This window comes from Glutamicibacter sp. 2E12 (assembly GCF_050030965.1).
Lineage (GTDB): Bacteria > Actinomycetota > Actinomycetes > Actinomycetales > Micrococcaceae > Glutamicibacter.
In genome coordinates this window covers 3,342,625-3,358,942 of record NZ_CP188297.1, presented here as the reverse complement: position 1 = coordinate 3,358,942, position 16,318 = coordinate 3,342,625, and the positions used below count along the sequence as shown (strand labels likewise).

15 protein-coding genes are annotated in these 16,318 nt (G+C 66.6%); 7 read left to right on the top strand and 8 right to left on the bottom strand.

Annotation, left to right across the window (positions count from 1 at the left end; translation table 11 throughout):
• Positions 1-42: 42 nt before the first annotated feature.
• The gene (locus ACP3TE_RS15770; RefSeq protein ID WP_105658525.1) at positions 43-390 is read left to right on the top strand and encodes a hypothetical protein; all 348 of its coding nucleotides are present in this window, start codon (positions 43-45) and stop codon (positions 388-390) included.
• 73 nt (positions 391-463) lie between these two features.
• Here ACP3TE_RS15770 and ACP3TE_RS15765 read toward each other — a convergent pair whose 3' ends face one another.
• Positions 464-2,998 (bottom strand): esterase-like activity of phytase family protein, encoded by a 2,535-nt coding sequence (locus tag ACP3TE_RS15765; protein WP_426734162.1) that lies wholly within the window; start codon positions 2,996-2,998, stop codon positions 464-466.
• A gap of 178 nt (positions 2,999-3,176) precedes the next feature.
• On the opposite strand from ACP3TE_RS15765, the gene ACP3TE_RS15760 reads away from it, so the two are divergent.
• Entirely contained in the window at positions 3,177-4,022 is an 846-nt protein-coding gene (locus ACP3TE_RS15760) for a 3-hydroxyacyl-CoA dehydrogenase (RefSeq protein WP_332731509.1), read from the top strand.
• On the opposite strand, the gene ACP3TE_RS15755 is transcribed toward ACP3TE_RS15760, so the two are convergent.
• Positions 4,019-4,429: a hypothetical protein gene (locus tag ACP3TE_RS15755; RefSeq protein WP_105658522.1), complete on the bottom strand. Its 411-nt coding sequence runs from the start codon at positions 4,427-4,429 to the stop codon at positions 4,019-4,021. The two genes, ACP3TE_RS15760 and ACP3TE_RS15755, sit on opposite strands and share 4 nt — an antisense overlap.
• 30 nt (positions 4,430-4,459) lie before the next feature.
• Here ACP3TE_RS15755 and ACP3TE_RS15750 point away from each other — a divergent pair, with 30 nt between their 5' ends.
• Positions 4,460-6,142: an ABC-F family ATP-binding cassette domain-containing protein gene (locus tag ACP3TE_RS15750; protein WP_105661405.1), complete on the top strand. Its 1,683-nt coding sequence runs from the start codon at positions 4,460-4,462 to the stop codon at positions 6,140-6,142.
• Here ACP3TE_RS15750 and ACP3TE_RS15745 read toward each other — a convergent pair.
• Both ACP3TE_RS15745 and ACP3TE_RS15740 read right to left on the bottom strand, forming a co-directional pair.
• The gene (locus ACP3TE_RS15745) at positions 6,139-6,750 is read right to left on the bottom strand and encodes an AmiS/UreI family transporter (RefSeq protein WP_426734159.1); all 612 of its coding nucleotides are present in this window, start codon (positions 6,748-6,750) and stop codon (positions 6,139-6,141) included. The two genes, ACP3TE_RS15750 and ACP3TE_RS15745, sit on opposite strands and share 4 nt — an antisense overlap.
• A 108-nt stretch (positions 6,751-6,858) precedes the next feature.
• On the bottom strand, positions 6,859-8,583 hold the full coding sequence (locus ACP3TE_RS15740; protein ID WP_426734156.1) for an FAD-dependent oxidoreductase: 1,725 nt from the start codon (positions 8,581-8,583) through the stop codon (positions 6,859-6,861).
• A gap of 78 nt (positions 8,584-8,661) precedes the next feature.
• Between ACP3TE_RS15740 and ACP3TE_RS15735 the strand changes: the two genes are divergently transcribed.
• Entirely contained in the window at positions 8,662-9,582 is a 921-nt protein-coding gene (locus ACP3TE_RS15735) for a LysR family transcriptional regulator (protein ID WP_105658510.1), read from the top strand.
• Here ACP3TE_RS15735 and ACP3TE_RS15730 read toward each other — a convergent pair.
• From ACP3TE_RS15730 to ACP3TE_RS15715, 4 genes are all read right to left on the bottom strand, one after another.
• On the bottom strand, positions 9,566-10,192 hold the full coding sequence (locus tag ACP3TE_RS15730; RefSeq protein ID WP_426734154.1) for a pentapeptide repeat-containing protein: 627 nt from the start codon (positions 10,190-10,192) through the stop codon (positions 9,566-9,568). The two genes, ACP3TE_RS15735 and ACP3TE_RS15730, sit on opposite strands and share 17 nt — an antisense overlap.
• Before the next feature lie 9 nt (positions 10,193-10,201).
• Complete coding sequence (locus ACP3TE_RS15725; RefSeq protein WP_105661414.1) at positions 10,202-11,200, bottom strand: epimerase; 999 nt, start codon at positions 11,198-11,200, stop codon at positions 10,202-10,204.
• A 10-nt stretch (positions 11,201-11,210) separates the two neighbouring features.
• Positions 11,211-12,086 carry a VOC family protein gene (locus tag ACP3TE_RS15720; protein WP_426734152.1) on the bottom strand — a complete coding sequence of 292 codons (876 nt, stop codon included), beginning with the start codon at positions 12,084-12,086 and terminating at the stop codon, positions 11,211-11,213.
• A gap of 75 nt (positions 12,087-12,161) precedes the next feature.
• The gene (locus tag ACP3TE_RS15715; protein ID WP_105661416.1) at positions 12,162-13,010 is read right to left on the bottom strand and encodes an SDR family NAD(P)-dependent oxidoreductase; all 849 of its coding nucleotides are present in this window, start codon (positions 13,008-13,010) and stop codon (positions 12,162-12,164) included.
• Between the two features lie 135 nt (positions 13,011-13,145).
• Here ACP3TE_RS15715 and ACP3TE_RS15710 point away from each other — a divergent pair, with 135 nt between their 5' ends.
• The 3 genes from ACP3TE_RS15710 (at position 13,146) to ACP3TE_RS15700 (ending at position 16,296) form a co-directional block, all read left to right on the top strand.
• A complete protein-coding gene (locus tag ACP3TE_RS15710) occupies positions 13,146-13,652 on the top strand; it encodes an Lrp/AsnC family transcriptional regulator (protein ID WP_133833499.1) in 507 nt (168 codons plus the stop codon).
• A 209-nt stretch (positions 13,653-13,861) separates the two neighbouring features.
• Positions 13,862-14,923 (top strand): histidinol-phosphate transaminase, encoded by a 1,062-nt coding sequence (gene hisC, locus ACP3TE_RS15705; RefSeq protein WP_105661417.1) that lies wholly within the window; start codon positions 13,862-13,864, stop codon positions 14,921-14,923.
• Positions 14,920-16,296: an amino acid permease gene (locus ACP3TE_RS15700; protein WP_426734149.1), complete on the top strand. Its 1,377-nt coding sequence runs from the start codon at positions 14,920-14,922 to the stop codon at positions 16,294-16,296. The genes hisC and ACP3TE_RS15700 overlap by 4 nt, the downstream gene beginning before the upstream one ends.
• Positions 16,297-16,318: the final 22 nt, after the last annotated feature.

The window sequence follows — 16,318 nt, the reverse complement described above, 5'->3', positions numbered from 1 at the left end:
CTCAAGGTCCACCAGACTCAAGGTCCATCAGAGAGGAACAACATGTCGAAGACTGCCAAGAGCTTGAAGCAAGTTGAAAAGTCGCTGGCGAAACTCGCCAAGGCTGCCAAGGAAGAGCTGCCGAAGGAAATCCGTGGCGGCTGGAACGAGGCCGTCTCCGGTGTCAACACCGAAGCCATCAGCAAGGCCGGCGCCAACCTGATCGAGAATGTCGGCGGGAATTCCAAGGCCGCCAAGCGTGCCCGCGCCTCGGTGGAGAGCGCTGTGCAGGCCGCCCAGAAGAACCTCGCCGCCCAGGACAAGAAGTCCGGCAATGGCGGCAAGTTCCTGGTCATCTCGCTGATCATCGCCGTCGTGGCCGCGGTCGTGATTTCGCAGAAGAAGAACTAGCTGTCAATCCCGAAGGCGTGGCACCTGCATAGGTGCCACGCCTTCGCTGTTTTCCCGGTACCTTCCGTGCGGCCTACTTCGCGCGGGCCCGTGCGGTCTTGAGGGCCGCCGCGGCGCCGAGCAGCGCGATCACCGCACCCACCGGAATCAGCCAGAAGCTGTTCGCACCGGTATCGGCGAGGTGTTCGCTGGCTTCCGGCTGGGCTGGATCCGCGGCCTGCGGCGCCTGGGACTGGCCAGCTTCCCGGGTCGGATCCGGGACCCGCGAAGGATCGTGCGATTCCCCGCTCGGCTGCGGCGAGGGGTTCCGGGTTGGTTCCGCGGCTAGCTCTTCGTCCTGGTCCTTGCCCTCTTCTTCGCCGGGCTCCTCGCTGGGTGCCTGGCCGGCCAGCTCGAAGACCTCTTCCACCGCACCGAGGTTCGCGAAGACGGTCTCGCCGGTGGCCTCATCCACCGCATCGTTATCGGTCACCATGTAGAGGTGGCCATCGGCTACGGCCAGCCCCTCCAGCTTTTCCTGGGTCCATCCGTTGGTTTCCTGCAGGGCAGGCAACGCATCGGCCGCCAGCTTCTTCTCGACCAGCGGCACCTCTCCGGCTACGGATTGCGGAAGCCGGAACTGGTAGATCGCCTTGTGCTTGGCGTTCGGACCCACCTGGTTATCGCGTTCGATCACCGCATAGGAGCCATCGGGCAGGGCGGTGATTTCCGACAGGCCATGCCATGCGCCTTCGGCAGCCGCGTCCAGCCGGTAGCCGTACCAGCTGAATTCCCCGGTGGACGGCAGGTACTTGCCCAGGCGGACGAAGTCCTCGCCGGGCAGTTCGCGCTGCACGGCGAACACTACTTCTTCCTGTTTCCCGGAGCCGGTCGCGGCAATGCCTTCCAGCCCGTGCTTGCCCAGCCCCGCCAGTGCAGGCAACGCGACTTCTTCTTGCACCGCACCGGCCGCGTCGATGCGCACCAGCAGGTTGTCCGCCCCGGTGGCCCCTTCATGGGCGGCCCAGAAACCGCCCTCCGCGCGGGCGGCAATGCCTTCCAGGTCCAGTTCGGTACTGGCCGAGGTCACCGCCATCGACGATTCCACGGTGGCCGGGGTACCGGCGCCCAGGGTGTAGATGCGCGGCTGGTACGCGTTGTCGCTGACCGCGAAGAGCTGCGAAGCATCGGCCGGGTTGGCCGACAGGCCGCTGAGCGCACCGAATGGCACCGGATCGGCGGCATCCGAGGACAGCTGCGGGAACTGCGCTTCGGCGGCACCGAAGGAGTACAGGGACACCGCCGAGCGCACCTGGCCCTCATCGGTTTCCGAGGCGATGGCCAGCAGGTTGCGCCCGGGGATCGGCAGGATCCCTTCCGGGCCGTTGGTAGTCGGCAGCGACTGCACATAGCGCGGGCGCACCGGGTCGGACAGGTCGTACACGGCCACGAAGTTCCCGCGCTCGGCGGCGATGAAGCCGTAGTCCACGCCGCCGAATTCGGCGATGGCCAGGCCCTCGGGCTCAACCCCCTTCTTGCCTGCGCGCTGCTCCGGGAACAAGGCCTGGGACAGCGCGAGGCGCTCGAAGCTATTGCCGGCATCCCACACCACGTCGCCGGTGGCGGAGTCGAAGATCGTGAATCCGCGGCTGCCGCCCTTCCAGTCGCCCTCATTGGCCGTGGCCAGGTAGCGGTCCTGGATCCAGCCGATGGCATCGGGCTCGCGCGGCACGCCCTTCAGCTCCCCGCTGGGATCGAGCACGCCGTCCTTTTCGGTGTCGATCCCGGCCAGGTCCACGGTCCCGGTGCTGAAGGCGCCGGTAATCCCGCCCGAGCCCAGGTCCACCAGCACCACGCCGTTGTTTTCCTGGAGGGTTGCCGCCAGCTGGTTCTTCTCGTTGATCGTGACGTACTCGGGCTCGGGGTCTTGCGGGGTGTCGAGACCGGCCGCGGCCAGCAGCGGCAGCGCAATCGGTTCGGTGCGGGAACCGGAGGTGAGCGGGACTTCGCGCAGCTTCCAGCCGGCCGGGTCCGCGCCTTGCAGGTCCATGATGGCGATCGATCCGGCCGGGGCTTGCGGCAGCGCGCCTTCGCCAGCGTCCTCGTCGCGTTCATTCTCGATGGCGATGCCCGCGTAGGCGCCGTCGGCAGACAGCGCGATGGAATCGGGCTGGCCTGGCAGCGCAAAACTGTGCACCAGCGTGCGGTCGGCAATCCGCACCACATCCACCCGCCCCGAGGGGTCGCTGTAGCTGGCCGAGGTGTTCACCACCACGAACACGTAGTCGCCGTAGGCGGCCACGCTGGTGGGCTCGTCCTCGGCGCTGCCCAGCTGGTGCAGGCCCAGCAGGCCCAGGCCCTTCGGTGCGGCAGGGTTGGAAATGTCCAGGAAGCCGACGCTGCGCGAGAGCGCATCGGAGTAGATCAGCGTGTTGCCGTCCGCCGATACGGTGGGGATTTCTGCGGCGGTCTGGGCCGCGGCGCCCTCGGGATGGTTCTGGTAGACCGGGTAGGTGGCCTCGCGTTCGAAGTACTCCCCCGGGTCCGCGGCGGCGGCTAGCGGCGACAGGCTCGCGGCGATGACGGCGGCGGCCAGGACTCCCGGGGCCTTCTTGGATATGCGGTGCACGTAATTCTCCCCCATGCTGGTTGCGGATGACTCCCCAAGAGTTCCAGCACCACCTAGCCAGAAAGTGAATCTTCGGCAACTGGCAGCCAACCAGCAGGTGTCGGGCGTTCTCCCGCTCACATTTAGTTGAAATTGCGCAACTAAAAGCGGAGAGTGAAGCTGTACCCCAAGGAGAATCATGGAACTGCAACGCATCACCGTTCTGGGCACTGGCGTGCTCGGCGCACAAATCATCTTCCAAACCGCCTACCACGGCTTGCCCGTCATCGGCTACGACATCAGCGAGCAAGCGCTGGCCGCCGCAAACCAGCGGCTGGATGCCCTGGTTGCGCAGTACGCCCAGTACTTCGGGAACCCGCAGAAGGCCCAATCCGCCCGCGAGTCCATCGAACTGACCAGCGATCTGGCCGACGCGGTGCGGGAGGCCGACCTGGTCATCGAGGCGGTGCCCGAGAATCTGGAGATCAAGGCGCAGACCTACCGGAAGCTGGCCGTGCTGGCCCCCGAACAGGCCATATTCGCCACCAATTCATCGACCCTGCTGCCCTCGGATATCGCCGAATTCACTGGCCGCCCCGGACAATTCCTCGCCCTGCACTACGCCAACCGCATCTGGTCCAACAACACCGGCGAAGTCATGGGCACACCAGCAACCTCCCCCGAAGCCTACGAAGCAGTGGTCGATTTCGCCGAGCGTACCGGGCTGGTCGCGATCCGGGTGCTCAAGGAGCAGCCGGGCTACGTGCTGAACTCGCTGCTGGTCCCCTTCCTGCAGTCCGCCAGCCACCTGCTGGTCAACGGGGTCGCCGATGCGCAGACCATCGACAAGACCTGGAAGCTGGGCACCGGGGCACCGCATGGGCCGTTCGAGATCTACGACATCGTGGGGCTGAACACCGCCTACAACATTTCCCGTGCAGGCGATGCAACCAGCCAGAAGTTCGCCGAGCTGCTCAAGACCCAGTACATCGACCAGGGCAAGCTCGGCGCGGCGGCCGGCGAAGGGTTCTACAAGTACAACTAGCCGCCGCGGGGCGCGCCACCAGGCAGGGGCGCGCCCTCATCCCAGTCGGCCAGCGGCGGAAGGCTCTTCGGATCCGCTACTTCCAGTCCCACCACGATCCAGTCGTGGTCGAAATCCGTGCCTTCGGGAACATGCAGGGTATCGACCACCGGGACAGGGCCACCTGCCAGTCCCCCGGCCTTCGCCGCACGTTCAGGATCCCGGTACTGGATGCGCACCACCCGGGCGGCGACTGCTGCCACGGGCACCCCCGTGCCATCGAAGGTGCCGTGGTCATCGAGCTCGAAGGAAATTTCCCCGCGCCCATTGCGCACCTGGGCCAGCTGCCAGCGCACGTGATCGCCTACCGAAAACGCTGAATGGCAGCAGGCATGGAGCGCTCCGTAAATTTCTACTGTGATCTGCATGTTCGGCAATCTACCCGATAGGATTGCCAGGTGGCCCATATAGACGTGACAGACATCCAGTATTTCCTTTCCGACGGCACCCAGCTTCTGGGCGGCGCGGCCTTCAAGGTCACCGCCGGCTCCAAGACCGCGCTGATCGGACCCAACGGCACCGGCAAGACAACCCTGTTCAAGATCATCGCAGGAGACCTGAAGGCCGACGAAGGCTCCATCAACCGCACCGGCACCCTGGGCATCATGCGCCAGTTCGTCGGGCAGGTGCGCGACGACTCCACGGTGAAGGACCTGCTGCTGTCCACCGCCGCACCGGCTTTGGCCCAGGCCGCCGCCAAGGTCGCCGAGTACGAAGCCAAGATGCTCACCAGCGAGGACGAGAAAGTCCACATGCGCTACGCCGAGGCGATCATCGAGTGGGGCGACGCCGGCGGCTACGAGCTGGAAACCACCTGGGACAAGGTCTGCATGGCCGCCTTGGGCATCGGGTTCGACAAGGCCGGGGACCGGCTGGCGCGCACCCTGTCCGGCGGCGAGCAGAAGCGCCTGGTCCTCGAAGCGCTCTTCGAAGGCAACGACGAACTGCTGCTGCTCGACGAGCCGGATAACTACCTTGACGTGCCCGGCAAGCGCTGGCTGGAAGAGATCATGTCCCGCTCCAACAAGACCGTGCTGTTCATCAGCCACGACCGCGAGCTGCTGGACAACGCCGCCACCCGCATCGTGACCCTGGAACCGGGCCACGGCGGGGCCACCGCCTGGGTGCACGGCGGCGCGTTCGGCTCCTATGTGGAAGCCCGCAAGGAGCGCAACGAGCGCTTCGAGGAGCTGCGCAAGCGCTGGGACGAGGAGCACGCCAAGCTCAAGGAACTGGTCAACATGTACAAGACCAAGGCCGCGTTCCGCTCCGACATGGCCAACCGCTACCAGGCGGCCACCACCCGGCTGGAGAAGTTCCTGGAGGCCGGCCCGCCGCAGGCGATCCCGCTGGAGCAGAACGTGCAGATGCGGCTGAAGGGCGGGCGCACCGCCAAGCGCGCGGTCGTGGCCGAAAAGCTCGAGCTGACCGGGCTGATGAAGCCCTTCAATACCGAAATCTGGTTCGGCGACCGGGTGGGCGTGCTGGGTTCGAACGGCTCGGGCAAGTCGCACTTCCTGCGCCTGCTGGCCTCCGGCGGATCCGATCCGGAGCGCGAGCACCTGCCGGTCTCCGATGTGGTGATCGCCCCGGTGGCGCATGCCGGCACGGTGAAGCTGGGAGCGCGCATCCGCCCGGGCTACTTCGCCCAGACCCACAGCCGCCCGGACCTGTTTGGCCGCACCCTGCTCGAAATCCTGCACCGCGGCGACGAGCACCGCTCCGGAATGCCGCGCGAGGCGGCGGCCGGAGCGCTGGATGGCTACGGGCTGGCAGCGCAGTCCGAGCAGAAGTTCGAATCGCTCTCCGGAGGCCAGCAGGCGCGCTTCCAGATCCTGCTGCTGCAGCTCTCGGGGGCAACCCTGCTGCTGCTCGATGAGCCCACCGACAACCTGGACCTGCACTCGGGCGAAGCCCTGGAGCGTGCCATCGACGCGTTCGAGGGCACGGTGCTGGCGGTGACCCACGACCGCTGGTTCGCCCGCGGCTTCGACCGCTTCCTGGTCTTCGGCTCCGACGGCACCGTCTACGAGTCCGACGAGCCGGTCTGGGACGAGGCCCGGGTGCAGCGCAAGCGCTAGGCTGCCTCCTGCATGGAGCGCCAGGTGCTGCGGGCTTTCCAGCAGCTGAATCCGGCGGCCGCGGCCAGCACGCAGAGGGCGGCCCAACCCGCAGCCGGCGACGTGGACCACCGCTCGTTCTGCGCGAACAGCGCCGGGATAGTGCTGCTCGGGATGCCGGCGCTGAGCATCAACCATGCGGTGGCCACAGGCACCTGGACCGGGCCGAGCCGGCGCAGCCCCAGCCCGTCGGAGAGGAACAGGCCCAGCCACATCAGCGCCCAGGCCAGCCAGATGACCGCGAACAGCGGGTCCGGGCCGATGGACAGCACGCTCTTGTAGAGCGCGATCGCGGCCACGAACGCGCTGAACCAGCCCAGCGTGGCCGGGTCGAAACCGGACAGGGTGTTGAACCCGACCAGCAGATAGGTCATCCCGAACAGGTAGCTGGGCCAGGTGGCATTGACCAGTGCGATGTCGCTGCCTGCCTGGCTGAGTATCAAGGTCGGCAACATGATCTGCAGCGCGCCGACCATCAGGTTGAGCACCGCCGCCGAGCGGGCCGGAATCCGGGCCAGCCCCACCAGCGCATTCACACTCAGAATCAGTCCTACGAATACGAGCCCCACATGGGCCATCTCATCCTCCACTCGCGAAGGGCACCCACGCCTGGCCGGTCGCCCACTGAGCTCAGTTTCAGCGCAGCCGCCGGGCCTTGGCAAGTTCGCACCGGTTCATTACTCCACGAGCTTGCCTGCCTGCGATACCTCGGTGATCAGCGCGGCCACTTCCGCAGGCACTTCGGGGATCGGCTCACGGGTGATGCCCTCGGGCGACCAGATGAGGTTCACCTGCAACTGCGGATCGGTGAGCGGATAGTCGCTGCGGTTATGGCAGCCGCGGGTTTCCCGGCGCTCCAGCGCCGACTCCAAGGTGGCGCGCGCGGCCAGAGCCGAGGACTTCAGGTCGAAGGCGTGGCACAGATCCTGGTAGCCGGCGATGTCCGGGTGGATGCCCACCCGTGCCATCCGCACTTCGACCTCTGCCAGCTTTTCCAGCCCCAGCTTCAGCCCCGCCTCATCGCGCACGACTCCGGCGTGCTGGGTCATGATGTCGCGGATCGCCCGCTGCAGGGACCGGACATTTTCCTGCCCATCGGCGGCCAGCAGCCGGTCCACTTCCCCGCGCGCCTTCTCGATGGCCGCCTGCGAACGCGGCTGGGACGTGAGCGCACGCGAATACCGGGCAGCTCCCTGCCCGACGATCCGGCCGAAGACCAGCAGCTCGATCAGCGAGTTGCCGCCCAGCCGGTTGGCCCCGTGCAGGCCCGAGGAGGCTTCGCCGATCGCGTAGAGGCCGGGGACTTCGGTTTCGTGGGTGAGCGGGTCCACCTGCACCCCGCCCATGGAATAGTGCGCCGTCGGGGCGATCTCGATCTTCTGCTCGGTGATGTCCAGCATCTGCTCCTCGAGCAGCGTCTGGTAGACCCGGGGCAGCCGTTCCATGATGGTGGCCCGGGGCAGGTGCGAGACATCCAGCCAGACCCCGCCCTTGGCGGTGCCGCGCCCGGCGGCGATCTCGGTGTAGGCGGCCAGGGCGACCCGGTCGCGGGTGGACAGTTCCATGCGCTGCGGATCGTAGCGCTCCATGAAGCGTTCGCCCAGGGCGTTGGTCAGGATCCCGCCTTCGCCGCGGGCGGCCTCGGAGACCAGGGTCCCGGCCACCGATTCGGGTTCGATGATGCCCGAGGGGTGGAATTGGACGAGCTCGGCATCGCGCAGCCGGGCACCGGCCTCCACGGCCAGGCGGAAGGCGTCGCCGGTGTTCTCGTCGCGCCGCGAGCTGCTGCGCCGCCAGATGCGGGTGTGGCCGCCGGCGGCCAGGATGACCGCGTCGGCATGGATCAGGTACCCGGTGCCGTCGTTGACGTCGAAGCCGTAGGCGCCGAAGATCCGCCCCTCGGCGACCAGCAGCTCGGTGATATAGACCGAGTCCAGGATCGGGACCTGCAGCTGCTGCGCACGGCGGACCAGGGTGCGCTGGATTTCCAGCCCGGTGTAGTCCCCGGCGAAGGCGGTGCGCCGGAATTTGTGGGCGCCGAAGAAGCGCTGGGAGATCCGGCCGTCGGTTTCGCGGGCGAAGTTCATGCCGTAGCGTTCCAGGTCCTCGATGCCGCGGGCCGCGCCTTGGGCGACCACCTGCACGGTGCGCGGATCGGCCAGGTAGTAGCTTTCCTTGATGGTGTCCGCCGCGTGCTGCTGCCAGCTGTCCTCGGCATCCATCGTGCCCAGTGCGGCGTTGATGCCGCCGGCGGCCAGCGCGGTGTGCGCGTCGTGGCGCGGGCGCTTGCCCACGGCCAGCACGTCGGTGCCCGATTCTGCCAGCTCGATGGCCGCGCGAAGGCCTGAACCGCCGGTGCCGATGACCAGTACGGAGGTGGATATCTGCTGTTCGTTTCTCATGGTTTCCAGCATCGCCCCGCACCCAGAATACGTCCAATGAATTATTGGCATGATGTTGATAGCAGTAGGCTATGCACCATGAACCTAGAGCAATTGCGCGGCTTCACCGCCATCGCCGAAGTGGGGCACTTCACCCGGGCCGCCGAGCAGCTGCACCTGGCCCAGCCATCGCTCAGCCGGCAGATCGCCACGCTGGAACAGGAACTGGGCTCCGAGCTGTTCCACCGGGCCCGCGGCAACATCACGCTCACCGCCGCCGGACAGGCATTGCTGCCCCGTGCGCGCCGGATGCTGGCCGACGAGGAGTCCATCCGCACCGAAATGGCCGACCTGGCCGGGCTGCATCGCGGGCGGGTGCGCCTGGGCGCCCCGCCTACCCTGTGCGTGTCGCTGGTCGCCGAGGCGCTGTCCATCTTCCGCACCCGCTACCCCGGGGTGCAACTGCAGATTTTCGAAGCGGGCTCGCACAAGCTGCTGGAGCAGCTGGACGGTGGCGCACTGGATCTGGCGCTCATCGTGACCTCGGAGCATGCGGTGAACGACAACCATCTGGAGAACCTGCCGCTGCTCGAAGAGGAATTGGTGGTCATCGACGCACTGGAGCACCCGCACCTGGCTGGCCAGGAGCTTGATTTGCGCGCGTTGGCTCCGGTGCCCCAGCTGGCCTTCTCGCACAGCTACGATCTGCGCGCCAGCACCGCCCTGGCCTACAAGAACGCCGGCCTGGTGCCCAATATCGTCGTGGAAGGCGGGGAGATGGACGCGGTGCTGCGCTTCGTGCAGCGCGGGCTCGGAGTCGCCGTGGTTCCGGCGACGGTGGCGCTGGACGCTCCGGGAGTGCGCTCCATTGCCTTGCGCGAACCGCTGGCCCGCACCATCGGGCTGGCGCACCGGCGCGATGTCTCCTTGACCCGCGCCGCTGCGGCCATGGCGCAGCTGCTGGCCGAAACCGCGCAGCAGCTGGCCGCCGGCCACGGGCAAATCAACTCCCTAGCTTGATCCCCAGGTGGCTGGCCATCGCCTCCGCGAGCAGGCCCAGCTGCAGCGCACTGATCCGTGCCCCGCGCAACCCGTCGACCCCCTCAACCTGGGCGAAGTCCAGCCCCTGCAGGTCGACCTCGCGCAATTGCGCCCCGGCAGCGGTAATTTGCCCGGCCCGCGAATCGACGAAGCCCAGGCGCTGGATCTGCCCGCCCAGGTCGATCTCCTCGAATTGGCAATTGACGAAGAGCACATCGCGCACCGTTGCACCGCGCAAATTCAGCCAGCCGAATTTGCAGTTCTCGAATACCACGCCATCGAGCTGGGCCTCGGCGAAATCCGCAGACCCGAAGCGGCTGTGGGTCACCCGCACATCGTTGAGGAACGCACCAGCGGCTTGCAGGGCGGGAGCCCCGGATTGGTCCAGTTCGCACTGGATCAGCCGGGCATTGCGCAAGGCCTCGATCTGCACGGAGCTGAAACGGCATTCCTCCAGCCGCGCGCCATCGGCCGCCAGCGGCTCATCGAAATCCCTGAAGTGCAGCAGTTCAACGTAGTCATCGCCCAGATCCCCGCGGTAGCCAGGGGCCAGTTCGGGCAGGGTGAAGCGTCGGATTCTCGGTGCCAATGCGCGTCCTTAAAGTGCTTGCTTCGCAGCCAGGTTCCCGGCCACGTCATCCAGCGCCGCATCCAGGTGCGGCCAGCGGAACTCGTACCCGGTCCCCTGCAGCACCCCGGGCAGCGCCCAGCGGGACTTGAGCAGCATTTCCGGTTCCACGCGCAGCACGAACATGGCCGGCTCCAGCATCCAACGATACGCGGGCAGCCCGAATTTCGCGCCGGTGGCGCGGCGCAGCGAGGCCATCAGCGCCCGGTTGGCAACCGGGTTCGGCGAGCTGAGGTTGACCGGGCCGGTGATTTCGCGGTGGTCGATGATATGCCCGATCGCGCCGATCGCATCATCGACATGGATCCAGCTGAAGCGCTGGTTCCCGCGCGTGCGGTGCCAGCCGCTGCGTTCGGCTCCGCTCGGATCCGGGCCGATGCCGCGGTAGCGCCGATGCGCTGGCCACCAGCTATCGTGCTGCGCCCCGCCCAGCCCCAGCCGCGCGACGGCAAGCAGCTTGCGCGTGGCCGGGCCGTCGCCGAGCACGATGGCCATGCGCAGGGCGACCCGGCGCGTGGGCAGCTCGCCGCGGAAGAACTCGCGTTCCCAGTTGCGCGCCACATCCACCGAGAACCCTTCGCCGATCCGGCCGTCCTCGGTGTTCGGCGCGTCCATGCTGTGCCGGTAGATGGTCGCGGTGGACGCGTTCAGCCACAGCGCCGGCGGATCAGCGGCCTGGGACACTGCCTCGTGCAGCGCGCGGGTCGTGTCCACGCGCGAGGCGAGGATCTCGTTGCGCGCCGCCTCGTGATAGCGGCAGCCGACATTCTTCCCGGCCAGATTGACCAGCAGTTCTGCACCATCGATGAGTGCCGCCAGCGCCGGGCCATCGCCCCACTGCGCATCCGCTGTACGGCCGCGGCCGATGACCGCCACCTGGTATCCAGCCCCGCGCAGCTGCGCGATCAGCCGTTCGCCAATGAACCCGCTGGCTCCTGCCACTACCGCCCGCCGTGCAGCGCTCTGCATCGTTCCCCGCTCAGAAGTCGTTGATCACCAGTTTCTTCATCTTCAGCATATGCTCGAATGCGCCGGGTCGCTCCATCAGCTCGCCCATGTTCGAGGGCACGATCTGCCAGCTCACCCCGAATTTGTCGGTCAGCCAGCCGCAGGCCTCGGCTTCAGGCACCGCGGACAGCGCCTCCCAGACGCGGTCGATCTCCGCCTGGCCATCGCATGGCCATTCCAGCGAGACGCCGGGAGTGAAGGTGAAGTCCTGCGGCACGGCCGAATCCATGGCGGCAACGCAATCCTCGCCGAGCGTGAATTGGGCGTACATCAGCGCTTCGGCGGTAGCGGCTTCGGTCGGCTCCCCGTACGGGAAAGCGCTGTCCAGTTTCGCGCCGAGCACCTGGCTGTAGTACTCGATGGCCTCGACCGCGCGGTTCTGGGCCGCACCGCCGAACATCAGCGCAGGAAAGACCGAGGCGCGCGGCTCAACGGGCTCATCGGACTCCATCAGCTGCCAGGAGACACCGTACTTGTCGTTCACCCATCCGTAGCGCGCGCTGAACGGGTAGGTGTCCAGCGGCATCAGCGCCGTGCCGCTCTCCAGCAGCGCGGCCCAGGTGGCATCGAGGGACTCGCGCTGGCCGGCGTTGAAGACCACGATGATCGAGATCGCCGGATTGGGCATGAATTCCTGGCCCGCGTTGATCAGCGTGATCTTGGTTCCCCGCACCCACAGCGAAACGGTCAGCGCCTTGCCGGCGAAGGGTTCCTGGAATTCCAGCAGGCCCTCGGTGGGATAGCGCGATTCGACTTCGGTTTTTGCCTCCGGCAGGGCGCGGGCATAGAATTCCCCCGCTTCCTCTGCAGTGCCTTGCATCCATAAATTGACGGTGAGCTTTTGCATGACGGTCCTCCTAGCTGGGCGATGCTCCAAAGCTACCCCGCAGGGCCCTCCAGCAACAGATGGGCCAGCGAACTTTCAGCCCCGATTCATCTGCTCGTCCCGCGTTGTTCGCCCGGTGAACTCGTCCATCGAGCGGTATACGCCGATAACCTTGCCGGCCACGAAATCCCAGGCCGGTCGCGGCAGCACGCCGCGCAGCAGCTGGCCCAGCTTGCTGGTCCACGGCATCAGCACCAGCGGCGTGCCGGCAAGCATCGCCCGCCACGCCCGGTCCACCACGACTTCCGGCTCCAGGATCGGGGTCAGCAGCATCGGCTTGGCGCCCGCGAACATGCCGGTGCTGATATAGGTCGGGCAAATGGTGCTCACGGCGATCTGGTCGTTGCCTTCCAGCTCCAGCCGCAGCGAATCGCTGAAGGACAGGGCCGCAGCCTTGGAGGCCGCGTAGACGCTCATATTCGGGTTGGACACCAGCGCGGCCGCCGAGGCGATGGTCAGCACCCGGCCCTTGCCCCGTCGGCCCAGCTGCGGAAGCAGGGCGTGGGTCAAGTACATCGGGGCGAGCGCGTTCACCTGCATGGCCGCGGTGATCTGCGCGGTGCTGTGCTTCGCGAAGGAGGTGCCGGTGACCACCCCGGCGTTGTTGACCAGCACGTCGATTCCCCCGCCCTCCACCGCCGTGGCGGCGTAGCGCTGGATTTGGCTCTGGTCGGCAAGGTCCACCACATGGGTCTCGACAGTGCCGCCGAGCTGGCGCAGCTCCTCGGCAGCCGCGTCGAGCTTGGCCGCGTCGATGTCCCAGATGACCACCCGTGCCGCGCCCTCGAGGCAAGCCTGCCTGGCGAAAAGCAAACCCATGCCCTGCGCGGCCCCGGTGACAAGGACGTGCAAACCGGCTACCGACTGGAGAGGTGTCTTGCCCATCAGTGAACTCCTTGAGGATCAGTATGGCAACAGCCTCGCCTGTGGCGCGGATTACACTTGGCTCATTTTCATCGAGCGCGCCCAGCAAACACCGCTAGCCTTGGATCATTGGACCGACTCGTCGAAAGGACGACCGTGCGCATTGACCGCCTGGACGCGGATTTGATCGAACTGCTCACCGAATCACCGATGCTTCCGGTGATGGAGTGCGCCCGGCGCTTGGGTGTTGCCCGCGGCACGATCAGCAGCCGGCTGGCCCGGCTCCACGAGGCCGGCGTGATCCAGGGCATCGTCCCGCGGGTCAAGCCTGCGGGGTTCGGGTACACGCTGGTCGCGTTCTGCCAGGTGGAGATCATCCAGCGCTATGGGCACGATCCGGTCGCGAGCGCATTGGAGGAATCCATCCCGGAAATCCTCGACATGTACACCGTGACCGGCAGTTCGGACTTGCAGCTGCGCGTTGTGGCCCGGACCCCCGAGGACCTGCAGGCGATTTTCAACCGCATCAACAAGGTGCCGGGTGTGGCAAGGACCTCATCCTCCTTCGCCCTGCACGAGCATTTCCAGGGAAGGACACTGCCACTGGTCGCAGCGTGCGCTAGGGCCGAGGCAGAAGTGGAAAACACTGGGCAGATTGACTAGTAAAATGGGTTGATTGGCGGCGATTGCTATGCAGCCTGCATAGAAACAGGGTTTGCGATTGCGCCGGCAGATTCATTCAACCTACAGTCGATGCTTGTGAATCGCGACACGCGAGGATATGAGCAGGGCCACCGCTGACCACGCACCACGGCTTTGTCATACGAACGATTGCCAACCTCGTGCAGCTCTGGCAGTCAGAGAGGAAACTCATGACCCTTCACCAGCGCCCCTCCTTGCAGGAAGTGCCCGCTTACAAGCAGGGCAAGCCCGCAGCCGCTGGAGCCTCCAAGCTCTCATCCAACGAATCCCCGCATAGCCCGCTGCCCTCGGTGCTGTCCAGCATCCAGGAGGGCCTGGCCACGATCCACCGCTACCCGAGCATCGCGGCGCCCGAATTGACCGGCGCCCTCAGCTCGCAGTTCGGCGTCCCGGCGGAGCACATCACCCTGGGCGCGGGCTCGGTCGAGGTCGCGGCCCAGATCATCCATGCGGTTGCCGCCGAGGGCGACGAAGTCATCTACGCGTGGCGCTCCTTCGAGGCGTATCCTTCGCTGGTGCGGATCGCCGGCGCCACCCCGGTCGAGGTGCCCCTGGATGCCGATAGCCGCCATGATCTGCCCGCCATGCTGGCCGCGATCACCGATAAGACCCGATTGGTCTTCATCTGCAACCCGAACAACCCGACCGGCACGGTGGTGGAGGCCCGCGCGCTGGATGAGTTCATCAATGCCGTGCCGCGCAACGTGCTGGTCGTCGTCGACGAAGCCTACGTGCACTTCGACCGCTCGGCCGTGCGGGCCGATGGCATCGAGCTGTTCCGCAAGTACCCGCATGTGGCCGTGCTGCACACCTTCTCCAAGGCCTACGGCCTGGCTGGCCTGCGCGTCGGATACGCCATCAGCCCGCTGGAAGTTGCCGGGAACCTGCGCAAGGTGGCCGTGCCATTTGGCGTCTCCGACTTGGCACAGCGCGCGGCGGTGGCCTCGCTGGCCGCCATCGGCGAGCTGTCGCTGCGCATCGAGGAAGTCGTCACCCAGCGCGAGCGGATGTACGAGGGCCTGGCTGCTGCCGGATACCCGGTCGTGAAGTCGCAGGCGAACTTCGTCTGGGTGGATGCCGGCGAGGCGACCGAAGAGCTTGAAGCCAAGCTCGCCGCCGGCGGTGTAGTGGTTCGCGCCTTCCCCGGTGACGGGTTGAGGATTTCCTCCGGTACCGCACACGACGTGGATCGCGTGCTCGCGGCCCTGCCCGTCCAGGAGGCCACCGCGTGAGCGCAGTCAAAGCCCCCGAGCAGCTGCATACCGGGCTGACCCGGCGCCAGATCTCCATGATGGGCCTGGGCGGCGCGATCGGCGCTGGCCTGTTCGTCGGCTCCGGCCAGGCCATTTCCATCGCCGGTCCGGCCGTGCTGGTCTCCTACCTGATCGCTGGAACCGTGATCATCGTGATCATGGCCATGCTCGCGGAGATGGTAGCCGCCAATCCGTCCTCCGGCGCGTTCTCCACCTTCGCTGGCCAGGCCATGGGGCGCAGCGCAGGGTCCACCCTGGGCTGGCTCTACTGGATCCAGCTGGTCGTGGTGATCGCTGCCGAGGCTACCGGGGCCGCGGCTATTACCGCCGGCTGGGTTCCGGCCTTCCCGCAGTGGGCATGGGTGCTCGGCTTCGTGGTGGTCCTGACCGGAGCGAATCTGCTCGGCGTAAGGAATTACGGCCGTTTCGAATACTGGTTTGCCGTGATCAAGGTGGCTGCGATCATCGCGTTCCTGGTCTTCGGCGCCTTGGTGCTGACCCGGGTGATCCCGACGCCGGAACCAGTTGGCTTCGCCAATCTGGCCGCCCATGGCGGCTTCGCCCCCGGTGGCATGGCCGGCATCGCCGCCGCAGTCCTGATCGTCATCTTCTCCTTCGGCGGTACCGAAGTGGTGTCCATCGCGGCCGCCGAGTCCAAGGACCCGGCCGGCAACATCAAGCGCGTGGTCAAGTCCGTGATGATGCGTATCCTGTTCTTCTACCTCGGCTCGATCCTGGTCATTGTCGCCCTGGTGCCCTGGAATGATCCGGCGATCGTGGACGGCCCATTTGCGGCTGCACTGGATGTCATGCACATTCCAGGCGTGGGCTTCTTGATGAACGCCGTGGTCGTGGTCGCCTTGCTTTCGGCGATGAACGCGAATATCTACGGTTCCTCGCGCATGCTGTACTCGCTGGGCCAGCGCAAGCTCGCCCCGAGCGCCGTCACCCACGTGACCGGCAAGGGCGTGCCGTCGAAGGCCGTGATCGCCTCCGTGGCCTTCTCCTTCCTGGCCGTGGGCCTGAACTGGATCTGGCCCGAGGCTGTGATGCCGATCTTGCTGAACGTGGTGGGTTCGACCATCATCTTCATCTGGGCGTTCATTGCCGTGACGCAGCTGATCCTGCGTCGCCGCGCGGACCGCGATGGCGGGCATCTGCCGTTGCGGCTGTGGGGTTTCCCGGGCCTGTCGATCACTACGATCATCGTCCTTGCGGCGATTGTCGCCATCGCGATGACTGATCCCGCGGCGCGCACCCAGCTGCTGCTCACCGGCGGGCTGACCGCCGTGATCTGGGTGATCTCCAAGATCGCGCTGCGCGATAAGCGCGAGGAACCGGCGGACGCCTAGCTCCCGGAAGCCTAGGTCCAGC

Coding starts and splice junctions, on each gene's coding strand:
- ACP3TE_RS15770 (WP_105658525.1), top strand. CDS start 43: ATGTCGAAGACTGCCAAGAGCTTGAAGCAAGTTGAAAAGTCGCTGGCG.
- ACP3TE_RS15760 (WP_332731509.1), top strand. CDS start 3,177: ATGGAACTGCAACGCATCACCGTTCTGGGCACTGGCGTGCTCGGCGCA.
- ACP3TE_RS15755 (WP_105658522.1), bottom strand. CDS start 4,429: ATGCAGATCACAGTAGAAATTTACGGAGCGCTCCATGCCTGCTGCCAT.
- ACP3TE_RS15740 (WP_426734156.1), bottom strand. CDS start 8,583: ATGAGAAACGAACAGCAGATATCCACCTCCGTACTGGTCATCGGCACC.
- ACP3TE_RS15735 (WP_105658510.1), top strand. CDS start 8,662: ATGAACCTAGAGCAATTGCGCGGCTTCACCGCCATCGCCGAAGTGGGG.
- ACP3TE_RS15725 (WP_105661414.1), bottom strand. CDS start 11,200: ATGCAGAGCGCTGCACGGCGGGCGGTAGTGGCAGGAGCCAGCGGGTTC.
- ACP3TE_RS15720 (WP_426734152.1), bottom strand. CDS start 12,086: ATGCAAAAGCTCACCGTCAATTTATGGATGCAAGGCACTGCAGAGGAA.
- ACP3TE_RS15715 (WP_105661416.1), bottom strand. CDS start 13,010: ATGGGCAAGACACCTCTCCAGTCGGTAGCCGGTTTGCACGTCCTTGTC.
- hisC (WP_105661417.1), top strand. CDS start 13,862: ATGACCCTTCACCAGCGCCCCTCCTTGCAGGAAGTGCCCGCTTACAAG.